The sequence below is a fragment of the Marinobacter sp. F3R08 genome (assembly GCF_018860425.1).
In the GTDB taxonomy this organism is placed as follows: Bacteria; Pseudomonadota; Gammaproteobacteria; order Pseudomonadales; family Oleiphilaceae; genus Marinobacter.
The window spans coordinates 1-18,585 of the sequence record NZ_JAHKPI010000008.1 but is presented as its reverse complement, the minus strand read 5'-3'; the positions used below and the strand labels follow the sequence as shown (position 1 = coordinate 18,585).

Here is an 18,585-nt window from a genome sequence, read left to right as displayed (position 1 = left end):
TGCCTGGTTAAGAAAAGCCATTTAAAACAGCGGATAGGCGCCTGGTTTGCAGTCGGATCTGAGATTTTGGGTTGGTGATCTTCGGATCTCCGTCAAAAAAACGGCACTGATTTGCCGGCACAGGTCGGGTGGCGGTCAAAATGTCAGACAAGGGGATGGGGCTACAGATTCCCTGTGTTAAACTTCTGCGTTTGAAATCGTGCCGTCTTCAGGAATGAGTGACTAACGTTATGAGGTTTCAGGCCCCGGAAAGTCTGTCTGAACAAATAGCCCAGCATCTGGGGCAGAGGATCATTACACGGGATCTCAAACCCGGCGAACGCATTCAGGAACTGAAGGTGTCGGGAGAATTGAACGTCAGCCGTGGTTCAGTGCGCGAAGCGCTACTGATTCTCAAGCGACGGCACCTGATCGAGATATTCCCGCGACGAGGAGCCGTCGTCTCCAGCCTTACACCTGAGAGCGTCAATAGTCTTTATGACATTTACATTGATCTGCTTTGCATGCTTGGACGCAAGGTTCTTGAGCGCTGGTCCGGAAAGGAGCTCGAGGGCGTTATGAGTCAGGTCCGTGAACTGCAGGCGGTGATTGATGCCCTTAATGCCACCAGTGCAGATGCGGCTGAACAGGTCATTGATGCCGGATTCGGTGTTATGCGCTACGCCTACGGTCTGGTTGAGAACCCGTTTCTGGAAGAAACACTTGAGAACTTCCGACCGGCCATCAGTCGTACTTATTTCGTAGCGCTAGAACACTTTCGGGAAGAGGTCGCCGAGACAGCAACCTTTTTCCGGCAATTGGCGGATGCTGCCGTTAATGACGAACCTGAACGTTTGCAGGCTGTTATCCGCGCATTCGGGGAGCACCAGCGAGAGCAGGTATTGACGATTCTACGCCAGGAAGTGAGCGCCTGATATGCGGCTGAAGTCCATCAAACTGTCTGGCTTCAAATCCTTCGTCGATCCGACCACGGTTCCGTTTCCTACCAATATGACATCCGTTGTCGGCCCCAATGGCTGTGGCAAGTCCAACATTATCGACGCGGTTCGATGGGTCATGGGGGAAAGCTCTGCAAAGTATCTGCGTGGCGAATCCATGACCGACGTTATCTTCAACGGTTCCAGTGCGCGCAAGCCAGTGGGTCAGGCTTCGATTGAACTGGTGTTTGATAACAGTGATGGCTCAGCACCCGGTGAGTTTGTCAGTTTTAACGAGATTTCCGTTCGCCGTCGGGTATCAAGAGAAGGGCAGTCCGAGTATTTTCTCAATGGCTCCAAGTGCCGGCGACGGGATATTACGGATCTTTTCCTGGGCACCGGGCTGGGTCCTCGTAGTTACGCCATTATCGAGCAGGGCATGATTTCCCGGTTGATTGAGGCTAAACCAGAAGAACTTCGGATCTATATCGAGGAAGCCGCCGGTATATCCAAATACAAGGAACGGCGCCGTGAAACGGAAAATCGTATCCGACGCACTCAGGAGAACCTCGAGCGGCTGACCGATTTGCGCGAGGAGCTGGGGCGGCAATTACAGCATCTGGAACGTCAGGCGGCCGCCGCGGAAAAGTACAAAGCCTACAAACAGGAAGAGCGCCAGAAGAAAGCTGAATTGACGGTGCTTCGCTGGCAGTCATTGGATAATGACCTGCAGGCCTGGCGGGGGAAAATTCGGGATACCGAACTTGAGCTCGAGAAATACCTGACCGAACGTGTAAGCCTGGAGACCTCCCTGGAGTCTCTCAGAGACAATCACCAGGAGCGTACGGAGCATTTCAACCGGGCTCAGGCCCGCTATTACGAAGCCGGTGCCGATATCGCCCGTATTGAGCAGAGTCTTGAGCACCAGCGTGAGCGCAGTCGGCAGATGGCAGCCGAGCTGGACCAGGCCATGGCCAATCAGCGAGAACTGGCCCGAGAGCTGGAGCAGGACGAGGATAAGCTGGCAGCTATCCAGGAAGAGCTCGACATGATCGAGCCCGAGCAGGAAGCGCTGGCAATACGTGCAGAGGAATCGACTGAAACTCTGCAACAGGCCGAAGATGCAATGGGTGACTGGCAGCACCGGTGGGAAGATTTCAGTGCCCGCTCGTCGGATGCCCGTCGCCAGGCAGAATTGTCCCAGTCCAGGATACGTTCTCTTGAGGACGCCATTGAGCAATTGCTGGCTCGGCAGCGCAAACTTCAGGATGAACAGGAATTACTGGAAGGCCAGATGGACCGTGCTGAGCTCGAAGAGTTGCTGGAACAGCAGGAAACTCTTGAACTCCAGCGTGACGAAGCGACTGAGCGCATTACGATGGTTCAGGACGAGCTCTATGAAGCCAGGCAGCGTCAGCGAGAGGCTGAACAGACAGCCTCTGAAGCGCGTCAAAGGGTTCAGAGCCTTCGCGCGTCTCTGGAGTCCCAGCAATCTCTGCTGGATGAGCAGATGGGTGGCGGGGATGACGTCCTGCAATCCTGGTTGTCACAGAACGCGTTAAACGACATGCCCCGGGTAGCCAGTCAGCTACAGATAGCCGATGGCTGGGAATTTGCCGTTGAACAGGTAATCGGACGTTTTACCCAGGGCCTTTGCCTTCCGGAAATTGATCAACTGTCATCGGCCATGAGAGAAGCGCCAAAGGGGCTGGCGGTTGTTGAGAGCCGAGCGCACGCAAACACTGAAGACACCGGTCTTGGGGCCAAGGTTTCGGGAGTTCCGGGAATAGCGTCGTTGCTTCGGGGGATTGATGTCGTCGAGACTGTGTCTGACGCGATGCTTATGCGTTCCGGCCTTCCGGAGGGGCAGAGTCTGATAACTCCCGAGGGCGTCTGGGTATCACGGGACTGGGTGTTGATGCCGGATTCGGACGCAGGTCAGATCGGGGTGATTGAACGCCAGAAAAGAGTCACCGAACTGAATGCTCAACTGACCGAAGCTGAGGAAGCACTGGAGGTGGCCAGCGAGCAACTGGATGAGCTCAAGGAACGTGCCGAGCGCTCCGAATCCACCAGAGACGAGGCGCAGGTTCGTCTGAGCGAGGCAGACCGTGAGCTGGGTACCCTGTCTTCCCGGGTGAGTGGTCTGCGCGCGCGAGCTGAGCAGATTGATGCCCGTCTGCAACGAATCAAAGACGACATCAACGACGTCTCTGAAAATCTTGAGGGACAGAAAGAGAGCCTTCAGGATGCAAGGGAAGAATGGCAGCAAGCGCTGGCGTCTACCGAAGAAAGCGATGAAGAGAAAGAGCGGCTGCTCGAGCAACGTGACAGCCTGCGTGAGAACCTCGACAGACTGCGGCAGGAAGCCCGGCACGATCGGGATCACGCGCATCAGTTGCAGCTTCAGCTCCAGACGCTGAACAGTCAGCGAGACGGTTTAAGGCAGACCATTGACCGGATGCAGATGCAGAAGGAACGCATCGATGAGCGCCTGGAGATTCTGAGGGAGTCCCGGGAAAGCGCGGAGGAACCCGTTGAAGATCTCCAGATGCAACTTGAAGGGTTGCTGGACCGGCGACTGGCGGAGGAGCAAAAGCTCTCGACCGCTCGCGATTCTCTGGAAGAAATCGACCGGGAGGTCCGGGAGAAAGAACAGGGCAGAAGCGGCACGGACCACCGGATTCAGGACGTCAGGTCCAGGCTGGAAAAACTGAAAATGGAATCCCAGGCGCTGGAGATCCGTTCAGGCAACCATGTGGAACAGCTCAAGGAACTGGACGTAAAGCTGCAAGACATTCTGCCGCAGCTTCCTGAGGGGGCGAACGAGAAAGAATGGGCCGACGAGCTGGAGCGCATCGGTAATCGAATACAGCGTCTGGGTGCCATCAACCTGGCAGCCATTGAGGAATACCAGGTTCAGAGTGAGCGTAAAACTTATCTGGACTCTCAGCATGAAGACCTGATGGAAGCTCTGGAGACGCTGGATAACGCCATACGGAAGATAGACAGGGAAACCAGGCAGCGCTTCAAGGAGACATTTGACCAGGTGAATGGAGGCCTTCAGGCATTGTTCCCGAAGGTGTTCGGGGGCGGCAATGCTTACCTCGAGCTGACCGGTGAGGATCTTTTGGAAACCGGTGTTGCTATTATGGCGCGGCCGCCAGGCAAGAAAAATAGCACCATTCACCTGTTATCAGGTGGTGAAAAGGCCCTTACCGCGATTGCTCTGGTGTTTTCGATTTTCCAGCTCAACCCTGCACCTTTCTGTATGCTGGACGAGGTGGATGCACCACTCGATGATGCCAATGTGGGCCGCTACGCCAATATGGTCAAGGAAATGTCAAAGCAGGTGCAGTTCATCTACATTACTCACAACAAGATCGCCATGGAAATGGCGGATCAGCTGATGGGGGTAACGATGCATGAACCGGGTTGTTCGCGCCTGGTGTCGGTCGACGTGGATGAGGCAGCAGCACTCGCCGAGGCTTGAGGCTGTCCAGAAAATGGCCAAGCATGACAAAAACGCCATCTGGCCCGGGTGTGCGTTGTATTCAACACGGGCTTTTCTTAGAGTAGCATCGTTACGGGATCTGCAAACAGGACAGCAGCACTATGTCACTTAGGGAATGGTTAATTGCCATCGGTACCCTGGTTATTATCGGCATTATCATTGATGGTGTTCGACGGATGCGTCGTGCCCGAAAGGAATCCATGGAGATTTCCTCTGGTATGGGTGCTGACGAACTTGAGAATTCGCCACTTGATGACGAATACAATCCAGAGTTGCCCAATGGTGGCGCGCGGACCATTTCCCGCGACACCCTCGAAGAGCGGGGCTATGTAAAGTCCGAAAAGCCCAGACGATTCGGGGCTCTGAAGCCAAAGCCGACTCGCCCGGTGACTGCCGCTGCCGATTCCGGGAAACCGGATCCACAGGCAGAGCAGCCGGAACCACGGGATGAGCGTCATGAAGAACCTGTGCACTCGGAGCCTGATTTCGGCTTGTCCAGCCTTGATTCTGATGAGACCGAAATGGAGTCGGGTTGGGGAGCGGTCGAAGATGAAGCGGATGCCGTTCCTCCGACCGTCACGTCCGAAGTGGAAGAGGATACGGCTCGACGCCAACCCTCTCGACCAGTCAGTGGTCAGCCTCTGGCGGGCTCTAATCGACCTGAGGCGAGGGAAGTAATTGTTATCAACGTCCTGGCAAAGAGCGGCGAGGACTTCATGGGGCCGGCGCTGAAGAAACTGTTCGACGCTTGCGGTCTGGAACACGGGGACATGGATATTTACCATCGTCACGAGGTATCCGACACCACCAGCCCGGTTCAGTTCAGTGTCGCCAATGCCGTGGAGCCGGGCACTTTCAAACCGGACGACATGCCCGCCCTCACTACGCCGGGGATCAGCTTTTTCATGAGTATGCCGGGGCCCAACAATTCGATGCAGGCGTTTGACTTCATGCTCGAGACCGCCCAGTGCGTCGTTCGCAACCTGGGTGGCGAATTGAAAGATGAGCGCAGGAGTGTGATGACCCCCCAAACGATTGAGCACTGCCGCCAGAGGATCCGGGAGTTCGAGCGGAAGCAGCGATCCCAGAAAGTCTGAAACCCGGCGGTATAAGATGGCCCGATGCCCGGTTTATTCCGGGCATTTTTTTAAGAGACGAGAGTGCCAGTCCATGAGTAAAGCCACGCCCGAGAGTATTCAGCGTGTAGAAGAACTCCGTTCAGTGATCGATGATCACAACTATCGGTATTACGTGCTGGATGACCCCCGTGTCCCGGACGCTGAATACGACAGGCTGTTCCGGGAATTGCAGGCTCTGGAAGCTGATTTTCCCGAGCTGGCCTCTGAAACATCGCCTACACAGCGCGTTGGCAGTTCTGCGGAAACCAGTTTCGAAGCGGTGGTTCACCGGCTGCCTATGTTGTCGCTGGATAATGCGTTCAGTGAAGACGAGCTGCGTGATTTTGATCGTCGGGTCAGGGATCGGCTCGGTATCAGTGAAGACGTGGACTACGTGTGCGAGCCCAAGCTGGACGGCCTGGCCGTCAGTCTGCATTACGAAAACGGTGTATTGACCACGGCCGCTACGCGGGGGGATGGCTACTCCGGAGAGGATATAACCGCCAACATCCGGACGATTCCCTCGGTGCCCCTCAAGCTCCGCGGAGATGACGTGCCCGATCTGGTTGAAGTCCGTGGTGAAGTGTATATGCCTAAAGACGGGTTCGAGAAGCTCAACCGTCGGTTGTCAGAGCGTGGCGAGAAAACATTCGTCAATCCACGTAACGCGGCGGCTGGCAGCCTCAGGCAGAAGAAGTCCACGGTGACGGCGAGACGTCCGTTGGAAATGTGTGCCTACAGTGTGGCAGTGACGGATGAGAGCCTCCTGCCTGATACCCAGTGGGAGGGCCTCCAGAGGGTTCAACGCTGGGGATTCAGGATCAATCCGGAAATGCGCAAGGCGAAAGGGGTGCAGGAGTGCCTTGAGGCCTACAGCGAGTTGATGATGAAACGGGACACCCTGCCTTATGAGATTGATGGCATTGTGTTCAAGGTAGATCGCCTCGATCAGCAGAATGCCCTTGGGTTCGTCTCCCGTGCGCCACGATGGGCGATTGCTCATAAGTTTCCGGCACAAGAGGAGCTTACGGTTATCGAGGATGTCGAGTTCCAGGTTGGTCGCACCGGCGCCGTTACGCCCGTGGCCAGGCTGAAGCCCGTTTTCGTAGGCGGCGTTACTGTCAGCAATGCAACTCTTCACAACATGGACGAGATTCACCGCCTTGATGTACATATTGGCGATACGGTTTTTGTCCGCCGTGCCGGAGATGTGATACCACAGGTGGTCAAGGTGGTTCCGGAAAAGCGCCCTGCGGGTGCCAGAAAAGTCGACATGCCCACCCGCTGTCCGGTCTGCGATTCGGATGTGATCCAGATTGATGGGGAGGCTGTTGCCCGTTGTTCGGGAGGCCTGTTCTGCCCGGCCCAGCGAAAAGAGGCGATCCGCCATTACGCTTCCCGGAAAGCTCTGGATATTGAAGGCCTGGGGGACAAATGGATCGACATCATGGTGGATCAGGGCATGCTACAAACCGTAGCCGACCTGTATCGACTGACAACGGACGATCTCGTAAAGCTCGATCGCATGGGCGCAAAGTCGGCAGCTAACCTGGTTGCCGCCATTGACCGGGCCAGAAAACCGGTCCTCTGGCGTTTCCTGTATGCCCTTGGTATTCGCGAAGTCGGGGAGGCTACCGCGAAGAGTCTGGCAGCGCACTTCGGGACTCTCGAGGCCGTTGCCGAGGCTGATGAGGCGACGCTGCAGACCGTGACTGATGTCGGGCCGATCGTCGCTGGCCATATCAAGAGCTTTTTCGAGCAGACCCATAATCGTGAAACCCTGGATGCCCTGCGCGAGGCGGGTGTGGAATGGCAGGAAGAGCAGATCCAGAAGGGAGATAAGCCCCTGAAAGGTCAGACCTGGGTACTGACCGGTACACTGGCCGGAATGACCCGTGACGAAGCCAGGGAGAAGCTGGAGGCCCTCGGTGCCAAAGTGGCCGGAAGTGTCTCAAAGAAGACTTCCTGCGTAGTTGCAGGGGAGGCTGCCGGTTCCAAGCTGGCAAAAGCCGAGCAATTGGAAGTTGCTGTTCTGGATGAAGCCGGCCTGGTTGCTTTGTTGAAAGAGCATGGCATGGAGGCGGGCTAATAGAATCTGAGAACTCGCGCAGATCCCCTGCGTATCAAATTGGCTACCATGGCGTTGTTCTGTAACGGTGTGTAAATCGCCCGGTGTTTCTGCTCCGACCGGGCGAACGCTTCCAAAACAACAACGATTGAAACGGATTTTTTCATGGGCGCCGATTGTTACTTCCGCATTCATCCTGTTCGCTATTTTACTGTACTGGTCTTGCTCTCACTCGGGCTCTCAGCCTGTAAGACGGAAAAAGATCCGGATCAGCCCACCATTCTCGGCGTACCCCCGGTGTTTGCCTATCTTGGCGTTGAATATTCTTACAATTTCGGAGCCTATGGTGGTGAGGAGATCCTTGATTACTCGCTGACCAACGCGCCGTCCTGGCTGGCGCTTGAAGATACCAGCAACAAGGCGCGCCAGGGTGTGATCATGCGCGGCGTTCCCGGCCTTACCGGAGGAGATCGGGGCGAGGCTGACCTGGGGAAAAACGAAGATATCAATCTGGTTACAACCGATACCCGGATGGCCGGCGTTCAGCCCTTCAATATCGATGTAAAATACAACGTTCTCTCTCTGGAGGCTGAGTTGTTCACGGAAGGTGACAGCCCGGAAATTGCTGCCACCAACCGGCAACAGTGCGCCTTGCCTGACCTCGAAGTTGAGGGCGAACACCGCTTTACCGTCAACACTTATGACGAAGACGGCTCTGTGTCGGGTAGCACGGAACTGACCCTCCCGACCCGACGGGTTTTCGTAAAGGTTCTACTGGATCAACCCTCGGTGACGCGAGTCTCTGTTGCCTTTGAGCTTCTGTCAGACTACAACCCGTCGCATTGCGACGTTGGCTTCACTCCGCCGCACCAGAACTGCGATCACAGTACTTCCAATGCAGGTGATGTGGTTCTGGGTAAGGACATTGTGGGGCTCGGCAGCAACAGTCCGGCACCCCGGGATGAGAGCGGTCAGAATGAATTGGACTACATCAGTTATGAGCTTGATCAGGAGGGCTTTTATACCCGGGGCGTTATTACACTCGAGCCGGGCATTACTGAGTGCTACCTCCCGCTCGAGATCGTTGATGACAGTTTCCCCGAGCCGGTGGAATCGCTCCGGTTGGCGCTCACCGAGGTGCGCTCTGGTCTGGCTGGACTCGGCAGTGGCAATGGAGGGGTAGTTTCCGGCCTCTCAATTCAGGATAACGAGCCCGTGCTGTCACTGAGAACCCTTAAGGGTGGAGTCAGGGATACCCTGAATGTCGGTGACGTGAGGGAGTACGTTGCGAGCCTTTCGGGCGATAGAGACCGGGAAGTTTATGCCAAACTCAGCCATTCCGGGGAGTCTACCGCGAGACTGGGGTCGGAGTTTGTTATTGAGCGTAAGGAAGACGGAAACTGGATTGAGGCTGACGAACTGGTTTTTCCTGCAGACGCCAATGACGTTCCATTCCGCATCAGAGTACCCGCTGGCGGTTACGCCAACCCGGCCTTCAGTGACCAGTTCGTGTTGCTGGGCATTAACGAGCGTTTTCAGGCTGGCCGTGAGCAATACGCCAGAGCCGAAACTGAGCACCTGATCCGGATCAGTATCAACGAATTGACATCGCCTCTTGCACTGAGCAATGGCGATGGCTTTGTTGCAACAGACATGGCGCTGGGGCACGACGGCCGGTTGTTTGTTGTCGGGCGCGACACGCTGGATAACAACAGGATACTCGTGCGTATCTTCGATCAACGGGGAGCCCAGCTCCAGCAGGTGCCGGTACCCTCAGCCAGTACTGGTGTGCTGGCTCCGGATCCGGTTATTGGTGTTGTACAGCGTAAGGTGACGCAGGACGGGGCAAAGGTTAACCGTTTTGAATTTGTAGTTGCCTATAGCACGGCTCAACCGGTTGAAGGGACAACGGCATTAGGTGGCCAGGATGCAGTGATATCGCTGTACTGGTTTGACACGGCAAGCAATGACGGAGAGTACGTTCCATCCTGGACGTTGCGATCCGGAACAGATGCCAATGATCAGGTGCGCTGGGCCGGAATCAACCAGGACACCGGCTATGTTGTTGTGGCCGGTGAGACTGAAGGTGCGTTTGATCAGCAGCACGCCTCGGGGGGTAAAGACAGTTTTTTGCAACGCATCGATACCGAGCTGAATGGCAATAGCCGGCAACCTGTTATCGCCTGGACCCGACAGGCTGGTTCGGCTGCTGATGACAGTGTCGCCGGAGGCAGTGCGAGTTCCTCTGGACCGGGACTGTTCGGTTCCGCGAAAGGCTCGGTGGACGGGGCTGAGGTTCTGGGTGGCATTGATGCTTTTTTCTTCAACGTCGCCAGTGCAACCAGCGACCTCGGGATTTATCAGGTCGGTACTACCGGTGACGAGCGGATCTCCGGCGGGCTGTTTCAGGAGACCTCTCTCTGGCTGATAGGGGCGAGTGAGGGGTTGTACTCGGTGCTGGAGCAGGAAGGCGAAGCGCCTGTGCTGGAGCGGGAGCCATTATCCAGCAGCGCCGGGATTCTTCTGGAGTATTCCTCTTCAGGTACCGTCAGCAAGGCGTTTTCCCTCAATGATGAGAGCGATCAATCCACGGAAACCCTTCAGGGGCTGACCGACTTTGACGGTGACATGATTGTGGCAGGTACCACAAACGGAGACTTTGCCAGTGGCGGTGTTGTGTCCGGAATGACCCAGGGCATAGTGGCCCGGGTATCGCTGAATTCGGAAGTTGAAACGGACAGTGAAGACACTGGCTTCAGAAACGATTGGCGCTACCAGTTGGCGGCCGACGATTCGGAGATACTGGTTCTGGAGAATTACCGCGATGATGAAATCCCGGCATTAACCAGAAAGGGCAATGATTGGTACGTGCTTCTGTTCAGCCCGGAAGGTCGGTTGCTAACACCCCTGAACTGATCAGCGGCGTGTTAGACCGTTCCTTCCTGTCGACCGGCATTGGCGTAGAGTCGCAAGAAGTCGGTGCTGGTCACAATCCCGGCGGCCAGACCTTTGGCATCCACCACCAGCGCGGCATTGAGCTGATGGGCGAGCATCAGTCTTGCAAGCTGATGGGCATCTGTCTCGGGGGACGCAGTGAGGAAGGCGGGAAGCTCAATGTGAACCAGACTCTGATTCAAGGCATTGCCCTCCTGCTCGTGAAGCCAGCCCAAAAGCCAGCGCAGATCGACAAGACCGGCAACGTTATCCTCCGTCAAAATCACCAGATGGTGGACCTGGCGTTCATCCATTTCGGCCAATGCTTCGGAGATGGTTGCGGAGGCTGGAACGGAATATAGCGTAGGCGATGCAATACTGGATACGGGCAGGTAAGGGCGGTCTTCCCGGCGTTCTCCGGCTGGCGCGGCACCGTACTCTTCCAGTGCCTTATATCGCCCCGCATTGGCTGCCTGCTGAAACTCCGCGTCCGTTGCTTCGCTTCGGCCCGGGTTGATCGACTGGGTTTCTGCCAGCTCGGTCACGTCTCCCACAGGCCGTGCCCGGAATGCCTCCGGTAGCCTGGTTCCGACCGGGCGGCCGGGTTCGCTGACAAAAATGGACATTGACTCTCTCCATGACTGTGTCGCCGTTTTACCGGTTATCGGCTGTCTGACCGGAAACTTCAGGAGAAGATTATTACGATATTGCCACGTCGGTCTGGTGCAGACGTTGGGGTTCCAGACGTCTCACCAGATTCCAGGGAAGGCAGGCTGGCTGTCCGGTAAGTTGATCGGCTAGGTATTCGGCCAGCAGCGGAGCGTACGTCAGACCTTTACTGCCTAGGCCCGTCAAAAGGTAAAGCCCATCCAGACCTGACATCGCAGTCTTGAAAACCGGCCCCGCAGCGGGCTGGTAGTCATGGGTGGTGCAACGAAATGCAACGCGGCCATCGAGATCTTCGTTCTGAACCTCACCGATGCTGGCGGAAAACAGCGAGGGCAGCATCGAACTGATTTCGTGGATATTTTCGTTATGGCTTTCGGCTGTAATCGACGGGTTATTATCGTGGAGATCAAAGGTGGCACCGGTCACAGCAATGTCGTCAAGGGCCGGATTTAGATAGCGGTTACCACAGATCACCGCCTTCGGGTTGATGAGGGTCGATTGGGGAAGATGGGTCACCTGGCCCCGTATTGCTTTCAGCCGGAAGCGACGCTCTGTCGGGATCAGTTCCGGACTTGCATGGCCGGCGCATATGGCTACCCGGTCGGCCGTGATAGTGGCGCCTTCTTGGGCGCAGATACGCCATTTCCCGCTGCAAGCTTTCAGACTTTCGACGCTCATATCGAATTGCGTTGTAATCAGCGGATGTTCTGCCAGCTCGCGGCAAAGGTTGCCGGGTTCTAACCAGCCACTGCGGGGAAACCACAGCCCGCCAGATTGTGTGGGCACACCTGAAAGCCTCCCGGCGAGCTCCCGATTTACGGGATAGAGAATGTCTTCAGGGTAGTCGTTGCGCTGGAGGAATCTCGCCTGCCGATCGGCTTCCTGGGGACTGTGAGCAAGCTGAAGCAAGCCGGTTGGGTGCCAGTATTGATCGCCCCATTTGCTGTAATAGTGCTGAGCAAATGTCAGCGATGTAAGGGCCAGCTCGGTCTGGTCGTTGAACTCCACCCCCAGCTTCACATACAGGGCGCCCTGCAGGTTACCGGAAGCACCGGCTCCTGGAGAGGAGGAGTCAATCAATACCACGGGGTAGCCGCGATCTGCCAGATTTCGGGCCAGGCTGCAGCCCGCAATGCCCGCACCTATGATGGCAATGGTATCAGGGCTCTGGGGCCGGAGTGGATCCTTTGCTTCGAGAATGCCTTTCAGCATTTCCCGTTTACGACCGTATCCAGAGGTTTTTTCCATACGGAATCCGACCTCAATCAGAGCACGACGAATTCGGCCAACCGAGGTGAATGTCGCCAGCGTTGTACCCGGTTTGCTGTGGGAGCGGACCTGGTTAATGGTGTTTTCCAGCCACATGTCCGGGTTGCATGAGGGAGCGAATCCATCCAGAAACCAGGCGTCTGCCTTAAAGTCCAGGGACTGCCATGCGTCATTGATGTCGCCGAAAAACAGCGTCAGCCGGACCCGGCCTCCGTTCAGGACCAATCGGTGCACCCCGTGCACCAGTGGTGGGTAATGCTGGAGCAGTTCGTCAGCCAGCGCTTTCAGCTCCGGCCATAACGCCAGGGCCCGCGTAAGGTCCTCACGGGTCAGGGGAAAGCGCTCAACGGAGACAAAGTGCAGGGTAGCCGCATGAGTCGGGGCCTGGCTCTGCCAGGCCTGCCAGGCTGCGAGAAAGTTCAGGCCGGTCCCGAAGCCGTTTTCGGCAATGACGAAGCTTCCGCCTTCAGGAACCTCAGAGAATCGTTCCGGCAGCTGGTTGTGCCCTAGAAAAACGTGCCGGGTTTCCTCCAGGCCATTGTCACGACTGAAATAGACATCACCAAACCGGATCGATTCGGGGACGCCATCGTTCCATGCCAGCTCAGCAGGCTCGATTCGGGGCGAAAGGTGTGGCCGGTTCATGGTGTCAGTCTTTGGATTCGACCACGGTGACGGTTTCGATGATCACAGGTTCAACCGGTACATCGGCCATGCCCTGTTTCCGGGTTGTTGGCTTTCCGGCAATGGCATCTACAACACCCATGCCCTGGGTGACCTTACCAAATACTGCGTAGCCGGGACCTCGGACACCGGCATTCAGGAATCCGTTGTCAGAGAGATTAATAAAGAACTGGGACGTTGCGGAATCCGGTGCACTGGTCCGGGCCATGGCAATGGTACCGCGCAGGTTCGGCAGCGTTTCTTTGGCTTCATTGCGGATGGGGGCGCGAGTTGGTTTACGGGAGAGATCCTCGGTGAAGCCACCGCCCTGAATCATGAATCCGGGGATTACACGGTGGAAAAGGGTGCCATCAAAGAAACCATCTCTGGCGTACTGCAGAAAATTGGCAACAGTGTCGGGCGCAACGTCCGGGCGAAGCTGGAGTTCGATGGCACCTTCGCTGGTGACCATACGGACTGTCGGAAGCGATTCGTCGTCGCTCTGTCCACTGCTCTGGGCCATAGCGTTGTTAGCCGCCAACAGGACGCTGAGCGCCATTATCAATAGTGGTGTCACTGATTTCAGGGGGGAAAACATGTTTGTCATTTGTAGCCGCTCTCTGTGTTATTCGCAGGTGTTGTACCTGAGATAATTCAGCGAATTTTGTACCAGGTGCCAGATTTTAACAGAAGGTAGTGCTAAAACGGGGACTGTATACACGCAGATTTTGTTGTCATCGTCTAACCTTCAGAGTACTGGAAGCCATGAATCACACAGACCGGGCCGGGTTGTACGGTTTTCACTGTTCAAAAGGAGATATTGGGTGAGAATCCGTCAGGGATTTGAAGAGAAATCACGCCTTGGGCGACTGCTTGTTAATCGTGGCTATTTGTCTGAACGGCAGCTGGATGAGGGGCTGAGGCTTCAGCGAGATACCGGGCAACGCCTGGGTGAGGTATTCATCCAGGCCGGGTGGATCAGCGAAAAGGAACTCTCCCGGGTTCTCAAGCATCAATCCCGGTATCGAAATGCTGCAGCCCTCGTCACGATGGTGACATTGCCATTCCAACCGATGGTTACGTTTGCGGCGAGCAACCCCGCCGAGGCATCACAGTCGGCACTGGAGTCTGGAGAACTGTATGAGAGAGGAGGGCTTGCGCCCTTGAATGAGACGGAGTTGGCGGCTATATCTGGCCAGGGAGACCCGACTCTGCTGCGGCGTATCGGTATTGTCAGTGGCCTGGCTGGCAACGCAGCCGACGTCGGGGAACAGGACGCGGGCGTCACTGAGGGGCTGAAGTTGAGCGCGAACATCTTCGTGCCAATTCTTAACTTTCTCGACTCGGACTTTTCGGTCTCAGGTGTGCACTATCGGGAGGGCGAGCCTCGCTATCGGGTAAGGGAAGACGGGGCTCTCATGCTGGCGTTTCCGGAACGTATCGAGGAAATCCGGATGGACAATATTCGGGTTACCGGGAGTCAGGGGGCGTCAATGGGTAACGTGAGTATTCACGATATCCGTTTCCACCCGGACTCACAGATGACCATATACACCCGGTAACGTTGCAGGCAGGCTGATCGTACGTCAGGCGCTGGCAAGCACCGTGCTGCCCGATACCGTAGTCTGCTGCCCCTTGGCACCGTATAGCTTTTGATGACCAGTGGCACCACGGAAGATATCGGTTAGCGTCGAAAGGCGCTTTTGCAGATGGCTGATTACCCGGCCGTTGGTTTGGTTCAGTGTCTGGCAGGTGCGCAGGTTCTGTTCGGCTTCTTGCCAAAGGCCGAAGAGCTCGGAAAAGCCCGCTGCGCGAATAAAGCGGGAAGGCTCACCGCTTTCAGGGCGGTAGCCCATCTGAACCAACGTACGGATTTTTTGTTTGGCGCGTTCCCGAACGGCGTCCAGCAGGTCATTCTTTTCTTTGGTCAGAATTTCCAGTTGGCGAAGGTCGGAATTTGCCAGGCAGGATTTCTCCCTGCCGAGAATTTCAGCCAGTGTTTCAAGCTGGCTGATATCCTGGAGAAGAAGGGTCTTCAAATCATCAATTGCGGCCATAGTCTACTCACCCGAAAATGCTTTCATCCATCTCAAGCATTTTCTGGGCCAGTTTCTCGGCGTCGATCTTGTAAGTGCCGTTTTCCAAAGCTGAGCGAATCTGCTCAATGCGGTCGTCATCCATTTCCGGATAGTCACCAAGTTTCTGCTCAAGCTGCTTAAGGTTCTTTGCCTGATTGCTCAGACTGACGTTTTCACCTCGGGCACCCTGAGACTGGGTTTTCGCCTGCTCATTAGTTGCCGGGCGGGTGTTCTGGGTGCCGGAGCTCTTATCGGCCGTGGTTCTCTGGTTGTTGACCTGGCCGGGGCCAATTCCATTTAAGTCAACTGACATATCGTTACCTGCTTGCCTGTTGCGCCACGCGAGGGCGGCGCTTACTCGAGTTTATGTCTTCTTAACGGCGGCGCCGAGAAAACCTTTAGAAAATTTTTTGTCTGTTCTGACGATCGGGAGTGCGGCAGAAAATTGCCGCTCCGGCAAGGTTATTCCGAGCCGGTCTCACATCGGGATTTCAACATGGCCAGGTGCGACAACACTGGCTTTTATGGTCCGCGACGAGCGCAGATTTTTCACAAGAACCTGCTGGCCGACACTCGCATTTGCTAGCGCTCTGCCTCGGGAACTTACTGAAAATCCGCCGGTTTTGGCGGTAATGATAACATGGTCGCCTCGTTCGACCGCATTCGGTGCAGAAAGCATGTCCGGAGTGATCAGTGAGCCGGTGTTGACCGAACGCCTTACCTGCATGCCAATGGCCTCGTCGGTCGAGGTAAGGACGCCGCGTCGGGACGCATTGATCTCAACAGACTGCCGAGTCAGTAGTGCTTCGGTAATTCGTTCTCCCCGAGCCAGTGGTCGCGCTGCTACCAGGGCTGGCCCGTGGATAGATACGGAGGCAGTGACAAACATCCGCCAGGGGCGAGCGCCTTCACAGGTCACCAGCATTGAGGGGTTGGTGCTCTTCCAGGGATCACCGCTGAATTCCACTCCAAGTGGCTGATCGCATTGGGCAAGGGCAAGCCGGTTATCAATGGAGCTGGGTTCAAAGGAAACCGTATAGCCTTCGTTAGCTTGTTCAGAGGCGAAATTCTGTAAAAAAACCAGGGTGGCTTTCTGAATCTGTGCAGCGGTGGTCGCAGCCACCAGCGGGCCGCTCACACCTGACAATAGTATTAGTAGAGCTAAATTGATGATACGCATACGTGTCAGTTTGTCCTATGCTGTCAGAAACAGGGCACAAAAGCCCGCAACTGGCTAAGGGATCGGTTCTACTGGCCGATAACCTGGCTAATACGCGACTGAGGCGACGGGATTCCGTCAATCAGGCGTTTCACTAGCTAACAGCAAGATATATGCCGGCGTTAATCCGGCAAGGCAGGAGAGCTTTAGATGGCAGGGGTATTGGACAGCGTTAACCAGCGTACACAGTTGGTTGGAAAGAACCGCCTGGAACTCCTACTGTTCCGCCTTAGAGGTCGGCAGATATACGGAATAAACGTCTTCAAGGTCAAAGAGGTACTGCAGTGCCCGAAACTTTCCTCCTTGCCGAACAGTCGACCCGTAGTCAGGGGTGTCGCTCATAGCCGGGGTGAGACAATACCGATTATCGATTTAAGCATGGCAATCGGAATGCCCGGCATACCGCAGGAAGCGCTGGCTACCAGTTTCGTAATCATCACCGAGTACAACCGTAAAACGCAGGGTTTTCTGGTTACGGGTGTTGAGCGGATCATGAATATGAATTGGGAAGAAATCCTGCCGCCACCAAAAGGTGCCGGAAAGGACGTTTATCTTACTGCTGTAACAAAGATTGATGATAAGCTTATAGAAATCATTGATGTAGAGAAGGTTCTTTCAGAAGTTTCTCCGCTGGGGGAAGAGGTTACCGAGGCGGTTCTGAGCAAGAGTGCTGATCGGGTTCCCGGCCATCTCCCGGTGTTGGTGGTTGATGATTCGTCCGTTGCGCGGCGCCAGATAGAGCGGTGTCTCACCGCGATAGGCATGGAAGTTGTTCTAAAGAATGATGGCAAGCAGGCGTTCGAATATCTGAAGGAAGTAACTGCTGACGGCTCTCGGGCAAAAGACCACTTCTCATTGATCATTTCTGATGTTGAAATGCCTGAAATGGATGGGTATACCCTGGTCACGAAGGTGAAAGGTGACCCGGCCTTCGCCGATATGTTTGTCATGCTTCACACCTCGCTCAGTGGTGTCTTCAACCAGGCCATGGTGAAGAAGGTCGGGGCAGACGACTTTATGGCGAAATTCAGTCCGGATGAGCTGGCAGAGCGGGTCATGGAAATCATCGACCAGGGTTGATGAGGCTGCGTAAAAATTCACTCAGAATAGAGGCCTAATGAAAGCGGAAATAACGCCACAGGAATATGTAGCCTTCAAGTCGTTCCTGCAGGATGCGTGTGGGATTCTACTGGGCGAAAACAAGCAGTATCTGGTCAAGAGCCGGCTGCGCAGGATTCTTGAAGAGAATAACCTGAACACCTTGGGTGAGCTTCTCGAGCGCCTCAGGCGGTCCGGGCGGGGTGGGCTTCGAGAAGTTGTCATTGATGCGATGACAACCAATGAAACTCTGTGGTTCCGTGATAATCACCCCTTTCGGATTCTCCAGGAAAAACTGCTTCCTGAATTCGCAGAACGCAAATCGAATCAGCCTCTCCGGATCTGGTCTGCAGCGTGCTCAACCGGTCAGGAACCATACTCCATTGCCATGATTGTGGAAGAGTTTCGACGGACCAAGCCCGGGAAGCTCCGTGATGTGAAAATTACTGCCACAGATATTTCCAAAAGCGTTCTTGAAGTGGCTCGCAAGGGCGAATATGAAATGCTTGCCATTGGTCGCGGGCTGTCGCCAGAACGGCAGAAACAGTTCTTCACGCCGTCTCTTAACGGTGGCTGGCAAATCAAGCCGCAGATCAAAAGTATGGTCGAGTTCAAGGAACTGAATCTGCTTGAGCGTTACATGCCTGGCAGATTCGATATCGTGATGTGTCGCAACGTTCTCATCTATTTCTCTGCAGATCTCAAGAAAGATATCCTGACCCGGATGAACACCGCGCTGAATCCTGACGGGTACCTTGTGCTTGGTGCCTCCGAGTCGCTCAACGGTTTACCTCACCTCTATGAGATGGTTCAGTGCCATCCGGGTATCATCTACAGGAAAAAGTAGCCCATGCCCCTTAATGTCTGGGTCCTGGTCGCCGCGCAGGCGCTGGCGATGTGCACGGCGCCTTTTATTGTTTTTATCGGTAGCATTCAGGGGCGCATGCTCGCGCCTGCGCCTGAGTATGCAACGCTTCCTGTTGGTCTGGTGGTCGTCGGCACCGTTCTGGCAATAAAACCGGCAACCTGGTTAATGGA

14 protein-coding genes and 1 pseudogene are annotated in these 18,585 nt (G+C 55.5%); 9 read left to right on the top strand and 6 right to left on the bottom strand.

Going from position 1 to position 18,585, the window contains the following annotated elements; genetic code table 11:
• Positions 1–230 precede the first annotated feature (230 nt).
• The 5 genes from KO499_RS01835 (at position 231) to KO499_RS01815 (ending at position 10,533) form a co-directional block, all read left to right on the top strand.
• Entirely contained in the window at positions 231–914 is a 684-nt protein-coding gene (locus tag KO499_RS01835; RefSeq protein WP_215982023.1) for a GntR family transcriptional regulator, read from the top strand.
• Position 915: 1 nt separating this feature from the next.
• Entirely contained in the window at positions 916–4,410 is a 3,495-nt protein-coding gene (smc, locus tag KO499_RS01830) for a chromosome segregation protein SMC (protein ID WP_215982022.1), read from the top strand.
• A 122-nt stretch (positions 4,411–4,532) separates the two neighbouring features.
• Positions 4,533–5,528: a cell division protein ZipA gene (gene zipA, locus KO499_RS01825; protein WP_215982021.1), complete on the top strand. Its 996-nt coding sequence runs from the start codon at positions 4,533–4,535 to the stop codon at positions 5,526–5,528.
• 73 nt (positions 5,529–5,601) lie between these two features.
• Positions 5,602–7,638 carry an NAD-dependent DNA ligase LigA gene (gene ligA, locus KO499_RS01820; protein WP_215982020.1) on the top strand — a complete coding sequence of 679 codons (2,037 nt, stop codon included), beginning with the start codon at positions 5,602–5,604 and terminating at the stop codon, positions 7,636–7,638.
• 144 nt (positions 7,639–7,782) lie between these two features.
• On the top strand, positions 7,783–10,533 hold the full coding sequence (locus KO499_RS01815) for a hypothetical protein (RefSeq protein WP_215982019.1): 2,751 nt from the start codon (positions 7,783–7,785) through the stop codon (positions 10,531–10,533).
• 11 nt (positions 10,534–10,544) lie between these two features.
• Here KO499_RS01815 and KO499_RS01810 read toward each other — a convergent pair whose 3' ends face one another.
• From KO499_RS01810 to KO499_RS01800, 3 genes are all read right to left on the bottom strand, one after another.
• Positions 10,545–11,177: a CBS domain-containing protein gene (locus tag KO499_RS01810; RefSeq protein WP_215982018.1), complete on the bottom strand. Its 633-nt coding sequence runs from the start codon at positions 11,175–11,177 to the stop codon at positions 10,545–10,547.
• 73 nt (positions 11,178–11,250) lie between these two features.
• A complete protein-coding gene (mnmC, locus tag KO499_RS01805) occupies positions 11,251–13,134 on the bottom strand; it encodes a bifunctional tRNA (5-methylaminomethyl-2-thiouridine)(34)-methyltransferase MnmD/FAD-dependent 5-carboxymethylaminomethyl-2-thiouridine(34) oxidoreductase MnmC (RefSeq protein ID WP_215982017.1) in 1,884 nt (627 codons plus the stop codon).
• 4 nt (positions 13,135–13,138) lie between these two features.
• Positions 13,139–13,759, bottom strand: coding sequence for a peptidylprolyl isomerase (locus KO499_RS01800; RefSeq protein ID WP_215982016.1), 621 nt, complete (start codon positions 13,757–13,759; stop codon positions 13,139–13,141).
• Between the two features lie 217 nt (positions 13,760–13,976).
• On the opposite strand from KO499_RS01800, the gene KO499_RS01795 reads away from it, so the two are divergent.
• On the top strand, positions 13,977–14,714 hold the full coding sequence (locus KO499_RS01795) for a pilus assembly protein PilB (protein WP_215982015.1): 738 nt from the start codon (positions 13,977–13,979) through the stop codon (positions 14,712–14,714).
• A gap of 24 nt (positions 14,715–14,738) precedes the next feature.
• On the opposite strand, the gene KO499_RS01790 is transcribed toward KO499_RS01795, so the two are convergent.
• The 3 genes from KO499_RS01790 to flgA form a co-directional block, all read right to left on the bottom strand.
• Entirely contained in the window at positions 14,739–15,209 is a 471-nt protein-coding gene (locus KO499_RS01790; protein ID WP_215982014.1) for a flagella synthesis protein FlgN, read from the bottom strand.
• A 7-nt stretch (positions 15,210–15,216) separates the two neighbouring features.
• Complete coding sequence (gene flgM / locus KO499_RS01785; RefSeq protein WP_215982013.1) at positions 15,217–15,543, bottom strand: flagellar biosynthesis anti-sigma factor FlgM; 327 nt, start codon at positions 15,541–15,543, stop codon at positions 15,217–15,219.
• A gap of 165 nt (positions 15,544–15,708) precedes the next feature.
• A complete protein-coding gene (gene flgA / locus KO499_RS01780; protein ID WP_215982012.1) occupies positions 15,709–16,410 on the bottom strand; it encodes a flagellar basal body P-ring formation chaperone FlgA in 702 nt (233 codons plus the stop codon).
• Between the two features lie 189 nt (positions 16,411–16,599).
• Between flgA and KO499_RS01775 the strand changes: the two genes are divergently transcribed.
• From KO499_RS01775 to KO499_RS01765, 3 genes and pseudogenes are all read left to right on the top strand, one after another.
• Entirely contained in the window at positions 16,600–17,529 is a 930-nt protein-coding gene (locus KO499_RS01775) for a chemotaxis protein CheV (RefSeq protein WP_215982011.1), read from the top strand.
• 37 nt (positions 17,530–17,566) lie between these two features.
• Positions 17,567–18,394 carry a CheR family methyltransferase gene (locus KO499_RS01770; protein WP_215982010.1) on the top strand — a complete coding sequence of 276 codons (828 nt, stop codon included), beginning with the start codon at positions 17,567–17,569 and terminating at the stop codon, positions 18,392–18,394.
• A 3-nt stretch (positions 18,395–18,397) separates the two neighbouring features.
• A pseudogene (locus tag KO499_RS01765) lies at positions 18,398–18,585 on the top strand (MFS transporter); the annotation flags it as partial.

Coding starts and splice junctions, on each gene's coding strand:
- KO499_RS01835 (WP_215982023.1), top strand. CDS start 231: ATGAGGTTTCAGGCCCCGGAAAGTCTGTCTGAACAAATAGCCCAGCAT.
- smc (WP_215982022.1), top strand. CDS start 916: ATGCGGCTGAAGTCCATCAAACTGTCTGGCTTCAAATCCTTCGTCGAT.
- zipA (WP_215982021.1), top strand. CDS start 4,533: ATGTCACTTAGGGAATGGTTAATTGCCATCGGTACCCTGGTTATTATC.
- ligA (WP_215982020.1), top strand. CDS start 5,602: ATGAGTAAAGCCACGCCCGAGAGTATTCAGCGTGTAGAAGAACTCCGT.
- KO499_RS01815 (WP_215982019.1), top strand. CDS start 7,783: ATGGGCGCCGATTGTTACTTCCGCATTCATCCTGTTCGCTATTTTACT.
- KO499_RS01810 (WP_215982018.1), bottom strand. CDS start 11,177: ATGTCCATTTTTGTCAGCGAACCCGGCCGCCCGGTCGGAACCAGGCTA.
- mnmC (WP_215982017.1), bottom strand. CDS start 13,134: ATGAACCGGCCACACCTTTCGCCCCGAATCGAGCCTGCTGAGCTGGCA.
- KO499_RS01800 (WP_215982016.1), bottom strand. CDS start 13,759: ATGACAAACATGTTTTCCCCCCTGAAATCAGTGACACCACTATTGATA.
- KO499_RS01790 (WP_215982014.1), bottom strand. CDS start 15,209: ATGGCCGCAATTGATGATTTGAAGACCCTTCTTCTCCAGGATATCAGC.
- flgM (WP_215982013.1), bottom strand. CDS start 15,543: ATGTCAGTTGACTTAAATGGAATTGGCCCCGGCCAGGTCAACAACCAG.
- flgA (WP_215982012.1), bottom strand. CDS start 16,410: ATGCGTATCATCAATTTAGCTCTACTAATACTATTGTCAGGTGTGAGC.
- KO499_RS01775 (WP_215982011.1), top strand. CDS start 16,600: ATGGCAGGGGTATTGGACAGCGTTAACCAGCGTACACAGTTGGTTGGA.
- KO499_RS01770 (WP_215982010.1), top strand. CDS start 17,567: ATGAAAGCGGAAATAACGCCACAGGAATATGTAGCCTTCAAGTCGTTC.